General features: G+C 43.7%; 16 protein-coding genes. 3 read left to right on the forward strand and 13 right to left on the reverse strand.

The window, feature by feature from the left end:
- Window positions 1–35: 35 nt before the first annotated feature.
- Window positions 36–530 carry a leucine-responsive transcriptional regulator Lrp gene (lrp, locus tag FKN88_RS11225; RefSeq protein WP_115152709.1) on the reverse strand — a complete coding sequence of 165 codons (495 nt, stop codon included), beginning with the start codon at window positions 528–530 and terminating at the stop codon, window positions 36–38.
- 155 nt (window positions 531–685) lie between these two features.
- Here lrp and ald point away from each other — a divergent pair, with 155 nt between their 5' ends.
- On the forward strand, window positions 686–1,810 hold the full coding sequence (gene ald, locus FKN88_RS11230) for an alanine dehydrogenase (protein WP_170904664.1): 1,125 nt from the start codon (window positions 686–688) through the stop codon (window positions 1,808–1,810).
- A 59-nt stretch (window positions 1,811–1,869) separates the two neighbouring features.
- On the opposite strand, the gene FKN88_RS11235 is transcribed toward ald, so the two are convergent.
- Entirely contained in the window at window positions 1,870–3,108 is a 1,239-nt protein-coding gene (locus FKN88_RS11235; protein WP_154168628.1) for a methyltransferase, read from the reverse strand.
- A gap of 238 nt (window positions 3,109–3,346) precedes the next feature.
- Here FKN88_RS11235 and FKN88_RS11240 point away from each other — a divergent pair, with 238 nt between their 5' ends.
- Both FKN88_RS11240 and FKN88_RS11245 read left to right on the forward strand, forming a co-directional pair.
- Entirely contained in the window at window positions 3,347–4,111 is a 765-nt protein-coding gene (locus FKN88_RS11240; protein WP_040904878.1) for a hypothetical protein, read from the forward strand.
- Window positions 4,112–4,327: 216 nt separating this feature from the next.
- Window positions 4,328–5,101, forward strand: a complete 774-nt coding sequence (locus tag FKN88_RS11245) for a tRNA isopentenyl-2-thiomethyl-A-37 hydroxylase MiaE (RefSeq protein ID WP_199244803.1) — start codon at window positions 4,328–4,330, stop codon at window positions 5,099–5,101.
- Window positions 5,102–5,118: 17 nt separating this feature from the next.
- On the opposite strand, the gene pyrF is transcribed toward FKN88_RS11245, so the two are convergent.
- The 11 genes from pyrF to clpX all read right to left on the reverse strand — a co-directional run bounded on the left by pyrF (window position 5,119) and on the right by clpX (window position 17,335).
- Entirely contained in the window at window positions 5,119–5,820 is a 702-nt protein-coding gene (gene pyrF, locus FKN88_RS11250) for an orotidine-5'-phosphate decarboxylase (protein WP_154168630.1), read from the reverse strand.
- 105 nt (window positions 5,821–5,925) lie between these two features.
- On the reverse strand, window positions 5,926–7,095 hold the full coding sequence (gene lapB, locus FKN88_RS11255; RefSeq protein WP_004395636.1) for a lipopolysaccharide assembly protein LapB: 1,170 nt from the start codon (window positions 7,093–7,095) through the stop codon (window positions 5,926–5,928).
- Between the two features lie 3 nt (window positions 7,096–7,098).
- Window positions 7,099–7,383 carry a LapA family protein gene (locus tag FKN88_RS11260; protein ID WP_004395637.1) on the reverse strand — a complete coding sequence of 95 codons (285 nt, stop codon included), beginning with the start codon at window positions 7,381–7,383 and terminating at the stop codon, window positions 7,099–7,101.
- Window positions 7,384–7,545: 162 nt separating this feature from the next.
- Window positions 7,546–7,830 (reverse strand): integration host factor subunit beta, encoded by a 285-nt coding sequence (gene ihfB / locus FKN88_RS11265; RefSeq protein WP_004395638.1) that lies wholly within the window; start codon window positions 7,828–7,830, stop codon window positions 7,546–7,548.
- 131 nt (window positions 7,831–7,961) lie between these two features.
- Complete coding sequence (gene rpsA, locus FKN88_RS11270; protein WP_004395639.1) at window positions 7,962–9,632, reverse strand: 30S ribosomal protein S1; 1,671 nt, start codon at window positions 9,630–9,632, stop codon at window positions 7,962–7,964.
- Window positions 9,633–9,736: 104 nt separating this feature from the next.
- On the reverse strand, window positions 9,737–10,417 hold the full coding sequence (gene cmk, locus FKN88_RS11275; RefSeq protein ID WP_154168632.1) for a (d)CMP kinase: 681 nt from the start codon (window positions 10,415–10,417) through the stop codon (window positions 9,737–9,739).
- Window positions 10,418–10,574: 157 nt separating this feature from the next.
- Window positions 10,575–10,868, reverse strand: a complete 294-nt coding sequence (locus tag FKN88_RS11280) for a helix-hairpin-helix domain-containing protein (RefSeq protein WP_154168634.1) — start codon at window positions 10,866–10,868, stop codon at window positions 10,575–10,577.
- Between the two features lie 235 nt (window positions 10,869–11,103).
- Complete coding sequence (gene ppiD, locus FKN88_RS11285) at window positions 11,104–12,963, reverse strand: peptidylprolyl isomerase (protein ID WP_154168636.1); 1,860 nt, start codon at window positions 12,961–12,963, stop codon at window positions 11,104–11,106.
- A 152-nt stretch (window positions 12,964–13,115) separates the two neighbouring features.
- Window positions 13,116–13,388, reverse strand: coding sequence for an HU family DNA-binding protein (locus FKN88_RS11290; RefSeq protein WP_004395643.1), 273 nt, complete (start codon window positions 13,386–13,388; stop codon window positions 13,116–13,118).
- A gap of 194 nt (window positions 13,389–13,582) precedes the next feature.
- Window positions 13,583–15,934 carry an endopeptidase La gene (gene lon, locus FKN88_RS11295; RefSeq protein WP_004395644.1) on the reverse strand — a complete coding sequence of 784 codons (2,352 nt, stop codon included), beginning with the start codon at window positions 15,932–15,934 and terminating at the stop codon, window positions 13,583–13,585.
- Between the two features lie 120 nt (window positions 15,935–16,054).
- On the reverse strand, window positions 16,055–17,335 hold the full coding sequence (clpX, locus tag FKN88_RS11300; protein WP_004395645.1) for an ATP-dependent protease ATP-binding subunit ClpX: 1,281 nt from the start codon (window positions 17,333–17,335) through the stop codon (window positions 16,055–16,057).
- Window positions 17,336–17,398: the final 63 nt, after the last annotated feature.

The following is a 17,398-nucleotide window of genomic DNA, read 5'->3' on the forward strand; positions in this document are numbered from 1 at the left end:
ATGCGGTAAGAAGTCTCTTATTCACATCATCAAGCTTAACGAGTTTTTATCACCAGTTGATTGGTTTGTTTCACTTCTTCCATGACCACGTAGGTGCGCGTATCGTTAACGCCAGGTAACCGCAACAAGGTATCACCCAATAGTTTACGGTAGGCTCCCATATCGGATACTCGTGTTTTCAATAAATAATCGAAATCCCCAGAAACGAGATGACACTCTTGGATGTCATCGAGTTTTTGCACAGCAACATTAAATTGCTCAAAAACATCTGGTGCCCCCCGATTAAGGGTAATCTCCACAAACACGAGCAGTGAGGCATCAAGATACTGGGGATTTAACAGGGCAGTATACCCAGTAATGTATCCTTGACGCTCAAGTCGTCTTACCCGCTCCAAACAAGGGGTTGGCGAGAGACCAACCCGTTTGGATAATTCTACATTCGAAATACGACCATCTTTTTGCAACTCATTTAAGATATTGCGATCAATACGGTCAAGATCCTTGGAGGGCCTTTTATAGTTGTCTGCCATTTTTTATTCCACCTTATTACTTCCTTGCAAAAAAATATATTACAACTTCTTCATATTCAGCATCAAACTTTATATACGCACAACTATACTAGTCATAAACTCGACACAAAATTCCAACAAAAACCCAACATGAATGATTCATGTAAGGAGTTAGAATGATTATTGGTGTACCTAAAGAGATCAAAAACCACGAATATCGCGTGGGAATGATACCCGCCAGTGTAAGAGAGCTCACTTTACATGGCCACCAAGTGATTGTCGAAACCGAAGCAGGATCCGGTATCGGCTTTTCAGACGATGATTATATCGCTGCAGGGGCATCCATTGTTCCTAATGCAGCAAACGTATACTCGCAAGCCGAAATGCTCGTTAAGGTCAAAGAACCTCAAGCCACAGAACGCGCTATGCTCAAAGAAGGGCAAATTTTATTTGCCTATTTGCATCTTGCTCCAGATTTTCCACAAACTGAAGCACTTATCAAGAGTAATGCTGTCTGTATTGCCTATGAAACTGTAACAGATAGTATGGGTCGATTACCACTACTAGCACCAATGTCTGAGGTGGCTGGCAGAATGTCCATTCAAGCCGGAGCTCGTATGTTGGAAAAATCTCACAAAGGAATGGGAATTCTCCTCGGCGGCGTGCCCGGTGTCGCGCCGGCCAACGTATTGATATTGGGAGGTGGAGTAGTCGGCGCGAGTGCCGCAAGAATCGCCATTGGCTTACGTGCGAATGTCACTCTACTCGACCGTAATCTAGAAACCTTACGCAAATTAGATGAAGAGTTCCAAGGTCGAGCGACACTGCTCTACTCCACCGCTGACGTCATTGAACAACAAATTATTCACGCCGATCTAGTGATTGGTGCGGTGTTGATCCCTGGAGCCAGCGCCCCAAAATTGGTCAATGAACAACATATTAAACGCATGAAACCCGGATCGGTGGTCGTTGATGTCGCTATCGATCAGGGGGGATGCTTCGCGACTTCTCATCCCACTACCCACGATCAACCCAGTTATGTCGTGCATGATGTGGTTCACTACTGTGTCGCGAATATGCCGGGAGCCGTAGCACGAACCTCCACTTTTGCTCTCAATAACGCTACCCTTCCCTACATTGTAAAACTTGCCAATCTGGGTTATCAACGAGCGTTGCTCGAGGATAAAGGATTATTGGCGGGACTGAACATCCTCAAAGGACAAGTAACTTGTAAAGAAGTCGCAGACAGCTTTAATTTACCTTATATCAACGCGATAGAGGCGCTAAAATCTACGCATTGAGTTTAAGTCGACGCTAAAACTGGCTGCACGTAACGATAGTGTCGACTGATACGACCGCTTTACCCCAGTAAAGAAGCCTGCTTGGCATGAATGAGCAAGTTTCTTGGTGTTACCTCTCGCGGACAAAATTCACTGACTGACACTTGATAACCTTGCTCTTCTAAGAACAGTGCCTTATCACAAACGAGCCACATTTCTAATAAGCGTCTAAAGCCTTGTTGAACAAGGCTCAATTTTTCCATACGCCAATAACGGGCTAACCCTTGCTGTTCATAGTTCGCAAAATTAATCTTATCTAACGCCAACAAAAAGCCTTTTTGTTCTGCTGCCCAAAGACAAAATGCTTTAAAGCCTTCAGAAAGCTGTGATTTTTTAATGCTTGGTGTCGGTTGATAGTCTATTAAGCCTAATTCCGCTTTAAGTAACTCATCCCAGCCTAAGCGATAACTCATCTCTTGTTGACGGTGACGTTTCACTCGCTCACCTCCAGTAACCGTCTCTTGAACAGGAATACGTAACTCTTGGCGAGTGAGATTCAACCCAGACTGCTGACCTAAACTCGATAATGGTTGATAGTGATCCGCTTCGATAAGATGATAACAACAAGGCGCAACACTCACTGCAGACACCGAAGCTTGCGCAGCGTATTGCATTAAGCGCACATGTAAATCACCACAAGCGTGCAAAGCCACCGCATGTTGACAGGGTTTAAACAACTTTTGGCTACTCGGTTTAAAAGCATCGCCTTGCACAAACATCATCGCTAATTGGCGCTTATCCGCTTCAGCTTGTCCTTGTAGACATAAGGCCTCTTGATATTCAAAACTGAGCACTGGACTATCAGAATAAGTGGCTAAAAAACGCCCCAGATACCCTTTACCTGCACACCACTCTAACCATGATTGACCTTGATGCCGAGCGATCAACTGTTGTCCCAATCGCTTAATTTGTTCAATTTTTCGCCCAGGAATACCCGTATAGAGCGAATGCAGCCTTTGCGTATTCTCGTCAGTAGGCAATACCGTGAGTAATGGCTGTTTTACAAGAAAATCGTGAGTGCTGGCAATGATCTCAGCAAGTCCTTCAATATATATCGATAGATGGCAAAGCAAAACATCCGGTTGCTGTTTCAGTTGAGCTATTTGCTGTGGAGAGAGCGAGTTAAGCCAACGATCCAGTTCAGAGTTAACCCCATGCCAATGATCAGTATCATCCACACTATGATGAAAGGGCTCAAAACGCCAAAACAACGCGGTTTGAGAAAGAAATTTATCGAGCTGAGTAAAAAGTGTCTGCATTATGCCCCCTAACTAAAGCGCTATTTTAGGGTCAAGTTAACGAGGAAGAAAGAAGACCATTGGCAAAAAACCGTACTATACTGCCAATAGATCGCCTATCCTCATCTAAAATGACGGCTCGGTTACACTTTTTTATGCTTAACACATAAATAATTAAGATTGTCTATTTGTTGGTGATGTCGATACAGGTAGGATAGTGTATCCTTTATTATCGGGCTCTAAAAAAGATACGGATTTTATGAATATAGGTTTACTTATCGCTCTCGGAGTCGTGCTTCTGGTTTTGATCTTAGGCTACAACATTATGTTGCAGTATCGATTGAAAATAGAAACGGCCAAGAAACAAGAATCTGCACGTTATCTAACCATTATTGATGCTACTGAAGATTTAATCGGTAATGCGCATCATATGCCATTTAGTAAAGATTTGCTGGTTTGTTTAAATAACCGAATTCTTGATGCTCTGCAAAACATGCTTGATTTAGATCCCAAAAATAAGCAATTGGCACAGCGCGTCGAAAATATGCAGGCACAAATTAAACACCTAAAAGAAAACCATCCCGGTGGAGAAAGTACGCCGTTTAAAGTTCCAAGTAGCGATAAGCAAGCCATTGTCATGCTCAAACTGGTTAAACGACTCCGAGATACGGTACGCAGTGAACACAACAAAGGTCGTTTTGATACCCAAGCCTTCGTCGCAGAAAACGCTCGGCTTGAAACCATTCAAATTCGAATTAATATTGAAAACGTGATTAAGCGTGCCAACGATTCGATTGTTCGTGGACAACCAGGTACCGCACTGCAACTTCTCCGCAAAGGGATTGATGTTCTGAATACCAAAAACGACAGCTATTCGACTCAAGCAAGAGAAAAACTGCAAACCATGCATGATGACATTGAACAACGCCGTCAAACTAAAAGTGCTGCTGATGTCCAACAAATGGAAGACAAAGAGCGCAACAGTGATATGGAAGCATTATTTGGTGAGAAGAAAAAGTGGTAAAGGGACAACTCGATACTTTTCCCATAGCCATCCTCCATCATCAAATGCCAGACAGACGACAATTCATCATTTACCGTCTTTTATCCCGAGACAAGTAACCGTATAGGACGTTACCATTGTTCCCCATGAATATCGACCAATGGTATGATTGGGGCTCCACGTCAAGTTCATCCTATCACTACTGATCCAAATGATAGCTTAAGCCGATATTTTTTAATGACCATGATACAGACCGCCATTCAACCATTACTCGCTCCAATTGAGCAATTCCTACTCTGCCCGACGCCCGACTCTTGGATAGTTCAAGCCAAACGACCTGAGAATTTAAACGTTATTTTACGAGATCATTTATTGTGTGAGCTGAAGGCGGCGCAAAGCGCCATTTTTTTACTCAAACGCTATGTGCTAACCGATGAAGCCGCTCAGCAATTGACAGCCTTAATTCAACCCTATGAACGTTTTGCTTATCAATGCCAAGGCGATTTGCTTTCTCTCAAAGGAACCAGTCAGTTGTCGAAATCGATTCACGCGAGAAGTGACTGTGCCTATGGCGAAGCGATGATTGAGAAAATGGTTTTATTGATCAAAGAAGAGTTGCATCATTTTTATCAAGTAGCAGAAATTATTGAACGCCAAGAGTTAGAGTATCAGCCAATCAATGCGAGTCGCTATGCCAAAGGCATGCTTAAGCACGTTAAAACCTTCGAACCGGATGCATTGATTGATAAATTGATCATCGGTGCGTTTATCGAAGCTCGATCTTGCGAACGATTTGCTAAGTTAGCTCCTCACTTACCAGAAGAGATTGGACGATTCTATCTCTCATTATTGCGTTCTGAGGCTCGGCACTATCAAGATTATCTAGCATTAGCTGAACACATTGCAGTAAACGATATCCGTCAACGTATCGACTATTTTGCTGCTATTGAAGCTGAGCTCATCCAGAGCCCAGATGATGATTTTAAATTTCATAGCGGTGCGCCAATTTAATTGGCGCACTCTCAATGCTAAACAGCCATCAGTGAGGCATTAATCTCGGCTAAGACTTGAGCGGGATGATTAGCTTGAGTGATAGGCCGTCCAATCACTAAATAGTCCGAGCCCGCTTCTAGGGCTTGAATCGGCGTCATAATCCGTTTTTGGTCACCAACATCAGCTCCAACCGGACGAATCCCCGGTGTAACCAACTTAAACGATGAGCCTAAATGCTGTTTTAATGCAGAGGCTTCTTGAGCAGAGCAGACCACGCCATCTAAGCCAGCATTTTTAGTTAAGGTCGCTAAACGTAGTACATGCTGCTCTGGCGCAAGGTTAATCCCTATCCCTGCCAAATCGACCTGCTCCATACTGGTTAATACGGTCACCGCTATCAGTAACGGACGCTCGTTACCATAAGGTTCGAGTATTTCACGAGCGGCCACCATCATTCGCTCACCGCCACTAGCATGGACATTTACCATCCATACGCCAAGCTCTGCTGCAGCGCGAACCGCTTTCGCACAAGTATTCGGAATATCATGAAACTTTAAGTCAAGAAAGACAGAGAAGTCACGGCGATGCAATTCACGTATCAACTCCGGGCCAAATAGGGTAAACATTTCCTTACCCACTTTTAATCGACAGCTCGATGGGTCAATCTTATCGACGAAGGCAAGCGCCTCTGCTCGTTTTTCATAATCCAAGGCAACAATGACTTTTTGGTCGTTCATTTTTACTCCTAATAATGACCTATCGTTTTGATACTTAACCTTTGTTCCATTCAATACGTACCGATGGATGCTCGGTCTATTTCTGGTTAAACATACATGAGGGAATTACTCACCATCTAAACCACGGATCGGCTTAATTGTCCCCCACCCCTTACAAGAGGGGCAATGCCAATACAGCGAGTGAGTCGAGAATCCGCAATGACGACAGCGATAGTGAGGTTTGGCTTTTAGCTGTTCTCCAACCAATTTTTGTAAGGTAGAAAGGCTGGCTTTCGCTCTGCCTTCTTCCGCTTCTGCGATGTGATAACCAATTAAGCGATAAAAACCTTTCATGGTCGGGTTTTTAACTAATTGACGAGTTAACAGCTCTTGAGCACTTGCCACACCATCATGTTGAGCGACCAACTGCGCAAGCATTAACTCCGCAGAAACTCCGGCATTGTTATCAATACATTGGCGCAAAAACTCAACCAGAGCATCTTCTTGACCAAGGTGATGATAACATTCAGCCAAGGTTGGTAACACTTCACCAATGAAGTCAATATCTTGGCTTAAGACACGCTCTAAATGACTGATCGTCTGCTGATATTGCTGATTCGCGAGACATAGCTTACCCAGCGAAATACTGGCGCGGACACATTTAGGATCTTCATGCAATGCACGTTTAAAAAACTGCATGGCTTTATTATCTTGCCCGTCAGATTGCTCTAGCATTGCCAACTCACACCAAAAATGAGCGATACTATTTTTCATCCGCTTACGCCCCAACTTCACTAACGCCTGTGCACACTCAATCGCTTTATGCCATTCGCGTGTTTGTTGGTAAATCGCCGTTAATTGTTGCAAAGCGGACTCGCGATGCTCAGGTTCATCGATCAATTGTTCAAATATTTTTTCGGCGCGATCGAGAAAACCTGCCACCATATAGTCTTTAGCAAGCTGTTGCAGTGCTAGATTTTTTTGATCAATCGTTAAGCCTGATCGGGAAATAAGATTCTGGTGGATGCGAATGGCGCGATCGACTTCACCACGGGAACGAAACAGATTACCTAACGCGAGATGAGTATCAATCGTTTCATTATCAACTTGAAGCAGTTCAATAAAATGGTCAACGGCTTTATCAGATTGATCAGAAAGTAATAAGTTTAACCCCGTAACGTATTGGCGGGAGATTTGGTGAGAGTGCTTCTGCTTGTCTTGCTGGGCGCTACGATTGCCCATATACCATCCGTAAGCGGCAGCAATGGGCAAGAGCAAGAAGAGAAGTTCTAACATTAATTATTCCAGATTAGCTTTTGGCTTGATTGGCGTTTGCGGCACGACTTGCTTGGCTATTTTACGATTAAGCTTACGTATCTCAAGCTTCGCTTTAAGATACAAACCACCAAATAAAATCCAAGCCACTAAAAAACCGGTCACAAACACGCCGCCCAATAACGTTGATAAGTGAAACTCACCTTGGGCAAGCAGATAATTAAACGTCACGATCGCTTGATTTTGAGCACCTAACGCTAACGCGATAAGAAATAAGGCCAATAACACGATAATTTTTATTATTTTCATAATACCTATCCTATTTAGGTTCATATTCACCAATTCGCTTGCTGATTATGCAGTAAATTCGTCTGACAAACCATGCTCAATCTAATAATCCAGTGACTTTTGAGACACAAAAAAGCGGCATACTGAAAAAAAAAGCATGCCGCTGGTGTACTTGTCGTATTACTAAATGTTCTGGTTAACCCGCTCACGTAGTTCTTTACCCGGCTTAAAGTGAGGTACATATTTTCCCTCTAACTCTACTTTTTCGCCAGTCTTTGGATTACGTCCAATGCGAGGCTCACGATAGTGTAAAGAGAAACTGCCGAAACCACGAATTTCGATTCTCTCTCCGTCTTCTAACGTTTTGGACATGTGTTCAAGAACATCTTTTACGGCATCTTCAATTTCTTTGGCTGACAGATGCGTTTGTACTGCACACAGCCTTTCTATCAATTCAGACTTAGTCATAGTTTCCCTCATTGAGTTTTTACCTTGATTATAGTCAGTAATAGCAGTTCCAACAAACACTTGCTTAATTTTGTAGAGAAAAGGCAAAAAAAAGGAACCTATGCAGGTTCCTTTCTATTTACGAATTTAACTTATTCGCCTTTAGCAGCTTTGAAAGCATCAGCCATTGCATTACCAAAAGCAGCTTCATCTTGCTTGTTGATAGTTGCCATTGCTTCTTGCTCATCAGCTTCATCTTTCGCTTTGATAGATAGGTTGATTACGCGGTTTTTACGGTCAACACCAGTAAATTTCGCTTCAACTTTATCACCAACGCTTAGAAGAAGAGAGGCATCTTCAATGCGGTCACGAGCAATTTCAGAAGCGCGGATATAACCTTCTACGCCATCTTCAAGAGTGATCGTTGCGCCTTTAGCATCAACGGCTGTTACTGTACCGTTAACTAGAGTGCCTTTCTTGTTGTCTGCAACGTAAGCATTGAATGGGTCATTTTCCATTTGCTTAACGCCTAGAGAGATGCGCTCACGCTCTGCATCTACTGCTAGAACAACTGCTGAGATCTCATCGCCTTTCTTGTAATCACGTACCGCTTCTTCTCCAGGAACATTCCAAGAGATATCAGATAGGTGAACAAGACCATCGATACCACCGTCAAGACCGATAAAGATACCGAAATCAGTGATAGACTTGATCTTACCAGTTACTTTGTCGCCTTTAGCTTGCGCTTCAGCGAATGACTGCCAAGGGTTAGCTTTACACTGTTTTAGACCTAGAGAAATACGACGACGCTCTTCATCGATATCAAGAACCATCACATCTACTTCGTCGCCAACATTAACAACTTTAGATGGGTGGATGTTCTTGTTAGTCCAATCCATTTCTGAAACGTGTACTAGACCTTCAACGCCTTCTTCGATTTCTACGAAGCAGCCGTAATCTGTTAGGTTAGTAACACGACCAGTTAGTCGGTGACCTTCTGGGTAACGCTTAGCAATAGCTACCCATGGATCTTCGCCTAGCTGTTTTAGACCTAGTGATACACGAGTGCGGTCACGGTCAAACTTAAGAACTTTAACTAGGATTTCGTCACCAACGTTAACGATCTCTGATGGGTGCTTAACACGTTTCCACGCCATATCAGTGATATGTAGTAGACCATCAACACCGCCAAGATCAACGAATGCACCGTAATCAGTAAGGTTCTTAACGATACCTTTAACTTCAGTACCTTCTTGTAGAGTTTCAAGAAGTTCGTCACGCTCAACACTGCTTTCTGATTCGATAACAGCACGACGAGAAACAACAACGTTGTTACGCTTCTGGTCTAGCTTGATAACTTTGAACTCTAGCTCTTTGTTTTCTAGGTGAGCAGTGTCACGGATAGGACGTACGTCAACTAGAGAGCCTGGAAGGAATGCACGAATACCGTTCAATTCAACAGTGAAGCCACCTTTAACTTTACCATTGATGATACCGATAACCGTTTCAGCTTCTTCGTAAGCTTTCTCAAGAACGATCCAAGCTTCGTGACGCTTAGCTTTCTCACGAGAAAGTTGAGTTTCACCGAAACCGTCTTCAACAGCGTCAAGTGCTACGTCAACTTCTGAACCAACTTCTACTTCTAGTTCGCCCGCAGCGTTTTTGAACTGTTCTGCTGGAATAGCAGACTCAGACTTAAGGCCTGCATCAACAAGTACATAGCCATTTTCAATCGCAACTACAGTACCTTTAACGATAGTACCTTGTTGAAATTGGGTTTCGTTTAGAAACTCTTCAAAGAGTTGAGCAAAAGATTCAGTCATGTATTTAATCTTCAATAATTAAACGTCCACGGGTATCCTACCGCATGGGGTTGTTAAAATCGCCAGTCATCATCCTTGCGACCAACGTTCTTAGCTAACGTGGTTTATTCCGCTAACTTCGATTCGATGTATTGTAATGCTTGAGCCACAACCTCGTCGATAGACAAAGTCGTTGAATCTAATAATAGCGAACCTTCCGCTGGACGCAGTGGCGCCACTGAACGATTACGATCTCTATCGTCACGTTCTTGAATTTCGCTTAAAAGGGCGTCAAATTTAACATCAAGGCCCTTCAGTTGCAACTGCTTATAGCGTCTACGCGCACGCTCTTCTGCACTTGCATCAAGGAAAATTTTTACCGCAGCTTCAGGAAAGACCACGGTTCCCATATCTCGCCCATCGGCCACTAAGCCTTTACCTTGCTCGAACGCACGCTGTCTACGCAATAACGCCTCACGGACACGAGGCAAGGCAGCAATTTTTGAGGCGGCCATACCCGTTTCTTCTTTACGCAAGGCCTTAGAAACGTCTTCACCTTCTAAAATTACTTTAACCAAGTCGCCTTCAGCAATGAACTCAACATCAAGGTGTGTGGCTAGAGGAACTAATGCCTCTTCAGACTCAGGGTCAACGCCATGATGAATCGCGGCTAAGGCAAGTACGCGATAGATTGCGCCCGAATCTAACAGTTGAAAACCGAGCTTTTTCGCCAACAACATACACAGTGTGCCTTTACCAGCGCCACTAGGTCCATCCACGGTAATTACCGTTGTTTGCAAGGACATGCTTTACTCCATTCGTTTAGTTCACGACTCATCGCGTGATTGGTCAACGATGAATTATATACTGAACTGGCAATAAGATGCGAGTTTCAGACGAGGAGTCCCCCTCATAAAAAAACTCAGGGCTAAGCCTGAGTTTCTTGTTCGCGGGTGGTTCACATTACAGTAAAATACGTTTATCGTTTCTTGCCACGATTGCTGGCCCGATTCCCTTCACTTTAGTTAGATCTTCTTTTGTTAAAAACTGACCATTTATCTCACGATATTCAACAATCGCCTGAGCTTTTTGCAAGCCAATGCCTTGTAACAAAGTTGCGATCTCTTCTGCAGAGGCGGTATTAACATTCACTGTGATCTCAAAGCCCTGATTAACGCTGACCGTTTCTTCGCCCATCGCTTGGCTAACGGGCAGGCTTAAGCCCAGCAGCAGGGCAAGTAAATAATTCTTAATCATTGTTCCTTCCTTGTTTAAGTGTTTATCGCATCCCTACACCACCAGATAGAACAGGAATCACCGATCGAACACGCTGGATCTTGGTGATCAACAACGTTGTATTTTCTCATAGCACAGGGGTAGACAAGACGATAATAAAGGATTAGTCACATCGACTATTTGAACAAAACAAGAAAATAAAATGGGCTGCAAATGCAGCCCAAAATGACAAACATGTTATTTACATAACAGGCCGTTATTGCTCTAAACCATAATATTGGATTTTCGTATTTTGACGTAATACACCCAAAATACCCTCAACATTCTGTTGTAGTCCAATGCGAGATAACTGAGCGCCAATTTGCTGATTCAATTGTGGGTCAACCTCAGTCGTCACAGCAGCTAAAGCGATAACAACAACGTTGCCTTGTGCATCTTTGCCATGTGCATAAACATGATGCTCGCCTTCTGGCTTCGGCATAGAGAAGACGATTTCAGCCAATGGAGAACTTCTGTCCATACGCTGAACCTCACTAAAGGCTAATTGATGGTCGTCTAATAAACTATTATCGCCAGCGTTTAAACCCGTGACTAAATCGTTTGCCAATTGCAATGCTTGCTGCTCCGCTTTTAAACGCGATAACGTCGCAACGATTTGCTCACGAACCTCGGCCAACGGTAAAATAATTTCTGGACGAGTTTGCTCAACACGGACAACCACAACATGCTCAGGGGCAATTTCAATTGCATCCGAGTTCAGTTGATCTTCTTTGACTTCTGGCTGTCGCAGCGCTTGTATAACCGCAGGAGCACTCAATGTAGCAGGCAATTCTGCGACTGAAATAAAATCCGTACGTTGAATGTCTGCGCCAATTGCCTTAGCGGCTTCATCTAACGAGTCTGGTGACTCAAAAGCAATACGCTCTAGCTCAGTTTGTAGTTGATAAAACCGATCAACCGCTTGCTGATCTTGTAACTCTGCTTTTATCTCAGCAGCAACTTGCTCATAAGGCTTAATCACTGGAGCCTTAAGTTCATCAAGTTTAATGATGTGGTAGCCGAAATCCGATTTTACCAGCCCGCTAATTTCACCGACTTGTTGAAGAGCAAAAGCCGCACTTTCAAAAGCCGCGTCCATCGTATCACGTTCAATCCAACCTAGCTCACCACCCTCTTGGGAACTACCAATGTCTTGTGATTTCTCTTTCGCCAATTGAGCAAAGTCCGCCCCATTGTGTAATTGATCTAAAATCGCCTGAGCTGCTTGTTGATCATCACCTTGGATCATGATGTGGCTGACTTTACGCTGTTCTTTAGAAGCATATTTATCTTGATGCGCGTCATAGAATGCTTTGGTCTGCTCATCCGTAATGGTGATGGCTTGTTTCAACTGCTGCGCTGACAACTCGATATAAGAAATTCTCATCTGTTCCGGACGAGTATATCGATCATCATTTTGTTGATAATACTGCTCAATCTCTTGATCTGTTAGCTGAACCTCTTTTGCGAAATCAGTGGTCGGTAGCGTGATGGTTCGCACATCTCTAGCTTGAGCCACTAACGCACTCAACCCTTCGACTTCACCGGGTAAAGTAAACTCGCTGGTCTGTAAAGCCGCAACCAGTTGATCACGGACCAGACTACGACGCATATACTCGGCAAAAGCATCGGGGGTAAACCCTGCACGACGCAGAGCAGATTGATAGATATTTTGATCAAATTGACCTGCCGACTGGAACTCTGGCATGGCAATAATGGCTTGACGAACTTGATTATCACTTACACGTAAACCGAGCGACTGTGCATGCTGCTCAATTAAAATATCATTGATCATGCTATCAAGCACTGAGCGTCGTAGTGAAGCGACATAAGTTGGGTCTGCTAGTAATGTAGAAAAGTAATCGCCAAGTTGTGACTGCATGCGATTACGTTCATTTTGATACGCCTGTTCAAATTCCCCACGACTGATCTCTGTCTTGCCGACTTTGGCCGCTGCATTATTGCCGCCGCCAACGATATAGTTACCCACGCCTGCAAAGATAAACGATAGGATGATGAGTCCTAGGATAATTTTCACCGCGATGCTGTTCACGCCTTCGCGTAATCGTTCCATCATAGTTGTACTGCTCTCCGGGTTTGAAGCTAAATGCTTCAGCCAAAATTGAATAGCGCGATAATATCAGAAAAAGAAATGCGCATCAGTAGGATGCGCATAATTTCAAAAGGTTCGAATTATTTTTGCGTTAAAACGGCAAAAAACACCCTGTATTAGTTACAAGCGTCTTTTAAAGCTTTGCCAGCCTTAAACGCGGGTACTTTAGCTTCAGCAATTTGGATCTCTTCACCCGTTTTTGGGTTACGGCCAGTACGAGCTGCGCGTGAGCGGACAGAGAAAGTACCAAAACCTACTAACGCTACTTGATCACCAGATTGAAGTGTATCGGTCACTGCTTCGATAAATGCATCCAGTGCGCGACCTGCGGATGCTTTGGAAATATCCGCATTTTCTGCGATTTTTTCTACTAGTTGTGTCTTATTCACTGTAATTCCCCTTTGGTCACCAAGTTATTGTTTTGTTCGGTGCCGATTTCGTTCCATTAAGATTAAAAACAGGCTTAATGCCTTATTACAACAGGGCTTAAGCCATAGTTGGTAACGTTAGCTCCCAAAAAAAACGCTGACAAGCCTTTTTCGACCTATCAGCGTAATCTTTTAGTTATTTTTGCTACACATCACTATTTTACAACAGCAAAACTAACCCCAGCTGGGTCATTTTCTAAGGCAAGCTGCAAGACTTCATCGATCCACTGGACAGGGATCACTTGTAAATCTGCGATGACATTATCTGGGATCTCTTCCAAATCACGTTCATTGTCTTTTGGAATTAAGACCATTTTTATACCGCCACGATGCGCTGCTAACAACTTCTCTTTTAAGCCACCGATAGGGAGCACTTCACCACGTAACGTGATTTCTCCCGTCATTGCGACTTCAGCTTTAACAGGGTTACCCGTTAAGCTTGATACCAGTGCCGTACACATTGCAATACCGGCGCTTGGCCCATCCTTCGGAGTTGCGCCTTCAGGAACGTGGACATGGATGTCTTTTTTCTCGTAAAAATCGCTATTGATGCCTAATTTATCGGCACGAGAACGAACGACGGTCATGGCGGCCTGAATAGACTCTTGCATCACATCGCCAAGTGAACCCGTTTGGGTTAACTTACCTTTACCTGGCATCGATTGAGTCTCAATCGTCAGTAAGTCACCACCAACTTCTGTCCACGCTAACCCCGTTACTTGACCAATTCGATTACTATCATCGGCTTTACCGTAATCAAAACGCTGTACCCCTAAAAACTCTTTTAAGTTTTCTTGGTTGACCGTTACCGTTTTCACTGAGGCATTGAGCAGGATCTTCTTCACCGCTTTACGACAAATTTTCGAAATTTCGCGTTCCAGTCCACGCACACCAGCTTCACGCGTGTAATAGCGAATAATGCCAGTGATCGCTGAATCTTCGATGATGATTTCGCTGGGCTTTAGTCCATTACGCTCAATCTGCTTATTCACCAAATGGCGCTTAGCAATATTGAGCTTCTCATCTTCGGTATAACCAGACAAGCGAATCACTTCCATACGATCCAGCAGTGGCCCTGGAATATTCATCGAGTTTGATGTCGCAACGAACATCACATCAGATAAATCGTAATCCACTTCCAAGTAATGGTCGTTAAACGAATTGTTCTGTTCTGGATCCAAAACTTCTAACAGCGCTGAAGCAGGATCGCCACGCATGTCTGAAGACATTTTATCAATTTCATCCAACAGGAAAAGTGGGTTTTTTACCCCAACCTTAGCCATTTTCTGAATTAATTTTCCAGGCAGTGAGCCAATATAAGTCCGACGGTGACCACGAATCTCCGCCTCATCACGTACCCCACCTAGTGCCATACGCACATACTGGCGACCCGTTGCTGATGCAATAGAACGACCTAATGACGTTTTACCAACCCCTGGAGGTCCAACCAAACATAGGATAGGGCCTTTGAGTTTATTGATCCGAGTTTGCACCGCAAGATACTCTAAGATGCGCTCTTTAACTCGTTTCAAACCGTAATGATCAGCGTTAAGGATTTCTTCCGCTTTCGCGAGATCTTTTTTAACCTTCGAACGCTTCGTCCAAGGCACGCTGACCATCCAATCGATGTAGCTACGCACCACGGTTGCTTCTGCTGACATCGGTGACATCATTTTGAGTTTGTGTAGCTCTTGCTGAGTTTTATCGCGAGCTTCTTTGGGCATTTTTGAATCATCGATTTTCTTTTGCAGAGTCTCGAATTCATCAGGCGTGTCGTCCATCTCACCGAGCTCTTTTTGAATAGCTTTCATTTGCTCATTCAAATAATACTCACGCTGAGATTTCTCCATCTGTTTTTTCACTCGAGTGCGAATACGCTTCTCAACTTGTAACAGATCGATTTCCGACTCCATTTGCCCCATTAAAAATTCTAAACGCTCAGAAATGTCTAAAATCTCTAATACTTTTTGCTTATCCACCAATTTTAAGGGCATGTGAGCGGCGATGGTATCAGCTAAGCGAGCGGCTTCATCAATCCCATTCAGTGAAGTAAGTACTTCAGGTGGGATTTTCTTGTTCAGTTTGATAAAGCCTTCAAATTGATTGATCGCACTGCGAACAATCACTTCTTGTTCTTTTTCATCCAACTCTGGTGTCAGCAGATATTCCGCCTCTGCTGAAAAGAAATCACCCTCATGAAATTGATTAATTTTCGCGCGCTGCTGGCCTTCAACCAAAACCTTGACCGTACCGTCTGGCAGTTTTAATAGTTGAAGAATGGTCGCTACCGTTCCTACTGCAAATAGATCGGAAACTTTCGGCTCATCGGTTTCAGCTTGTTTTTGAGCAACCAAGAGCACTTGTTTGTTGTTATCCATCGCTGCTTCTAAGCATTGGATGGATTTTTCACGGCCAACAAACAGAGGAATGACCATATGTGGGTATACCACCACATCGCGCAGAGGTAGTACTGGGATCTCGATACGCTCGGAACGTTCCAAGTTCATATTATTCTCTCTTCCGCTTTTATGTATATCGGAGTATATGGGGCCTAACTGACTGGATTCAATGACGGAATTAAAAAAAGGAGGTATCACTACCTCCTTTTAAAAATGGTTGAACACTTTTTACTCAGCGCCTGCTGCCTGACTCTCATTTCCAGAATAAATAAGTAGCGGCTCTGACTCACCATTAATGACGGATTCGTCAATCACGACTTTTTCAACGTCTGCCATTGAAGGGAGCTCGTACATGGTTTCTAACAGAACATTTTCGAGAATTGAACGTAAACCACGTGCTCCTGTTTTGCGTTTCATCGCTTTAGCAGCGATAGCACGCAAGGCATCTTCACGAAATTCAAGTTCTGCTTTCTCTAACTCGAAAAGAGCGGCGTACTGTTTAGTCAGCGCGTTTTTAGGCTCACACAAGATTTGAATTAACGCTTTTTCATCCAACTCCGTCAACGTTGCGGTCACTGGTAAACGACCAATAAACTCAGGAATCAGACCGTATTTAACCAAATCTTCTGGCTCAACTTGGGTGAATAATTCACTCAATGACTTACTGTTGTCTTTTGAACGAACTTCAGCACCAAAACCAATCCCAGTGCCTTTAGCAACGCGTTGCTCAATCACCTTATCCAAACCAGAGAAAGCACCACCACAAATGAAGAGGATTTTGGAGGTATCAACCTGCAAAAACTCTTGCTGAGGATGCTTACGTCCACCTTGTGGCGGAACAGAAGCAACGGTACCTTCAACCAATTTAAGCAGTGCTTGTTGAACGCCTTCACCAGAGACATCTCGAGTGATCGACGGATTTTCTGCTTTGCGTGAAATCTTATCGATTTCATCAATATACACGATTCCGCGCTCCGCTTTTGCAACGTCGTAATCGCATTTCTGTAGCAATTTTTGGATGATGTTTTCAACATCTTCGCCCACATAACCCGCTTCCGTCAGGGTCGTAGCATCGGCCATGGTAAATGGCACATCCAAAAAGCGAGCTAACGTTTCTGCCAACAGTGTTTTACCGCTACCGGTTGGACCGATCAGCAAAATATTACTTTTACCGAGTTCCACACCATCACTGGTCGTATCACCGTTACGTAAACGCTTATAGTGGTTATATACCGCAACAGCGAGCACTTTTTTCGCGTGTTCTTGGCCAATCACATAGTCATCAAGATGTTCACGAATTTCACGCGGTGTTGGTAACGCCGACGACTCTTTCTTCGGTAAAACATCTTTGATCTCTTCACGAATAATATCGTTACAAAGATCGACACATTCATCACAAATGTAGACTGAAGGACCTGCGATTAGCTTGCGAACTTCGTGCTGGCTTTTGCCACAGAAAGAGCAGTACAGTAGCTTACTGCTACTACCCTCTTTGCTTTTATCTGTCATTCGCTAACCTCTTAGCCTTTACTCTTGATAATTTGAGTGTATAACAATTTACCCCAAATTGCG

The sequence above is a fragment of the Vibrio sp. 2017_1457_13 genome (assembly GCF_030851525.1).
Classification (GTDB): domain Bacteria; phylum Pseudomonadota; class Gammaproteobacteria; order Enterobacterales; family Vibrionaceae; genus Vibrio; species Vibrio metschnikovii.

Excerpts from the sequence above, each read along its gene's own strand:
- lon (WP_004395644.1), bottom strand. The coding sequence starts at position 15,934 with ATGAACTTGGAACGTTCCGAGCGTATCGAGATCCCAGTACTACCTCTG.
- clpX (WP_004395645.1), bottom strand. The coding sequence starts at position 17,335 with ATGACAGATAAAAGCAAAGAGGGTAGTAGCAGTAAGCTACTGTACTGC.
- FKN88_RS11240 (WP_040904878.1), top strand. The coding sequence starts at position 3,347 with ATGAATATAGGTTTACTTATCGCTCTCGGAGTCGTGCTTCTGGTTTTG.
- ihfB (WP_004395638.1), bottom strand. The coding sequence starts at position 7,830 with ATGACTAAGTCTGAATTGATAGAAAGGCTGTGTGCAGTACAAACGCAT.
- lapB (WP_004395636.1), bottom strand. The coding sequence starts at position 7,095 with ATGTTAGAACTTCTCTTCTTGCTCTTGCCCATTGCTGCCGCTTACGGA.
- ald (WP_170904664.1), top strand. The coding sequence starts at position 686 with ATGATTATTGGTGTACCTAAAGAGATCAAAAACCACGAATATCGCGTG.
- cmk (WP_154168632.1), bottom strand. The coding sequence starts at position 10,417 with ATGTCCTTGCAAACAACGGTAATTACCGTGGATGGACCTAGTGGCGCT.
- pyrF (WP_154168630.1), bottom strand. The coding sequence starts at position 5,820 with ATGAACGACCAAAAAGTCATTGTTGCCTTGGATTATGAAAAACGAGCA.
- FKN88_RS11245 (WP_199244803.1), top strand. The coding sequence starts at position 4,328 with ATGACCATGATACAGACCGCCATTCAACCATTACTCGCTCCAATTGAG.
- FKN88_RS11235 (WP_154168628.1), bottom strand. The coding sequence starts at position 3,108 with ATGCAGACACTTTTTACTCAGCTCGATAAATTTCTTTCTCAAACCGCG.
- FKN88_RS11260 (WP_004395637.1), bottom strand. The coding sequence starts at position 7,383 with ATGAAAATAATAAAAATTATCGTGTTATTGGCCTTATTTCTTATCGCG.
- rpsA (WP_004395639.1), bottom strand. The coding sequence starts at position 9,632 with ATGACTGAATCTTTTGCTCAACTCTTTGAAGAGTTTCTAAACGAAACC.
- FKN88_RS11280 (WP_154168634.1), bottom strand. The coding sequence starts at position 10,868 with ATGATTAAGAATTATTTACTTGCCCTGCTGCTGGGCTTAAGCCTGCCC.
- lrp (WP_115152709.1), bottom strand. The coding sequence starts at position 530 with ATGGCAGACAACTATAAAAGGCCCTCCAAGGATCTTGACCGTATTGAT.
- ppiD (WP_154168636.1), bottom strand. The coding sequence starts at position 12,963 with ATGATGGAACGATTACGCGAAGGCGTGAACAGCATCGCGGTGAAAATT.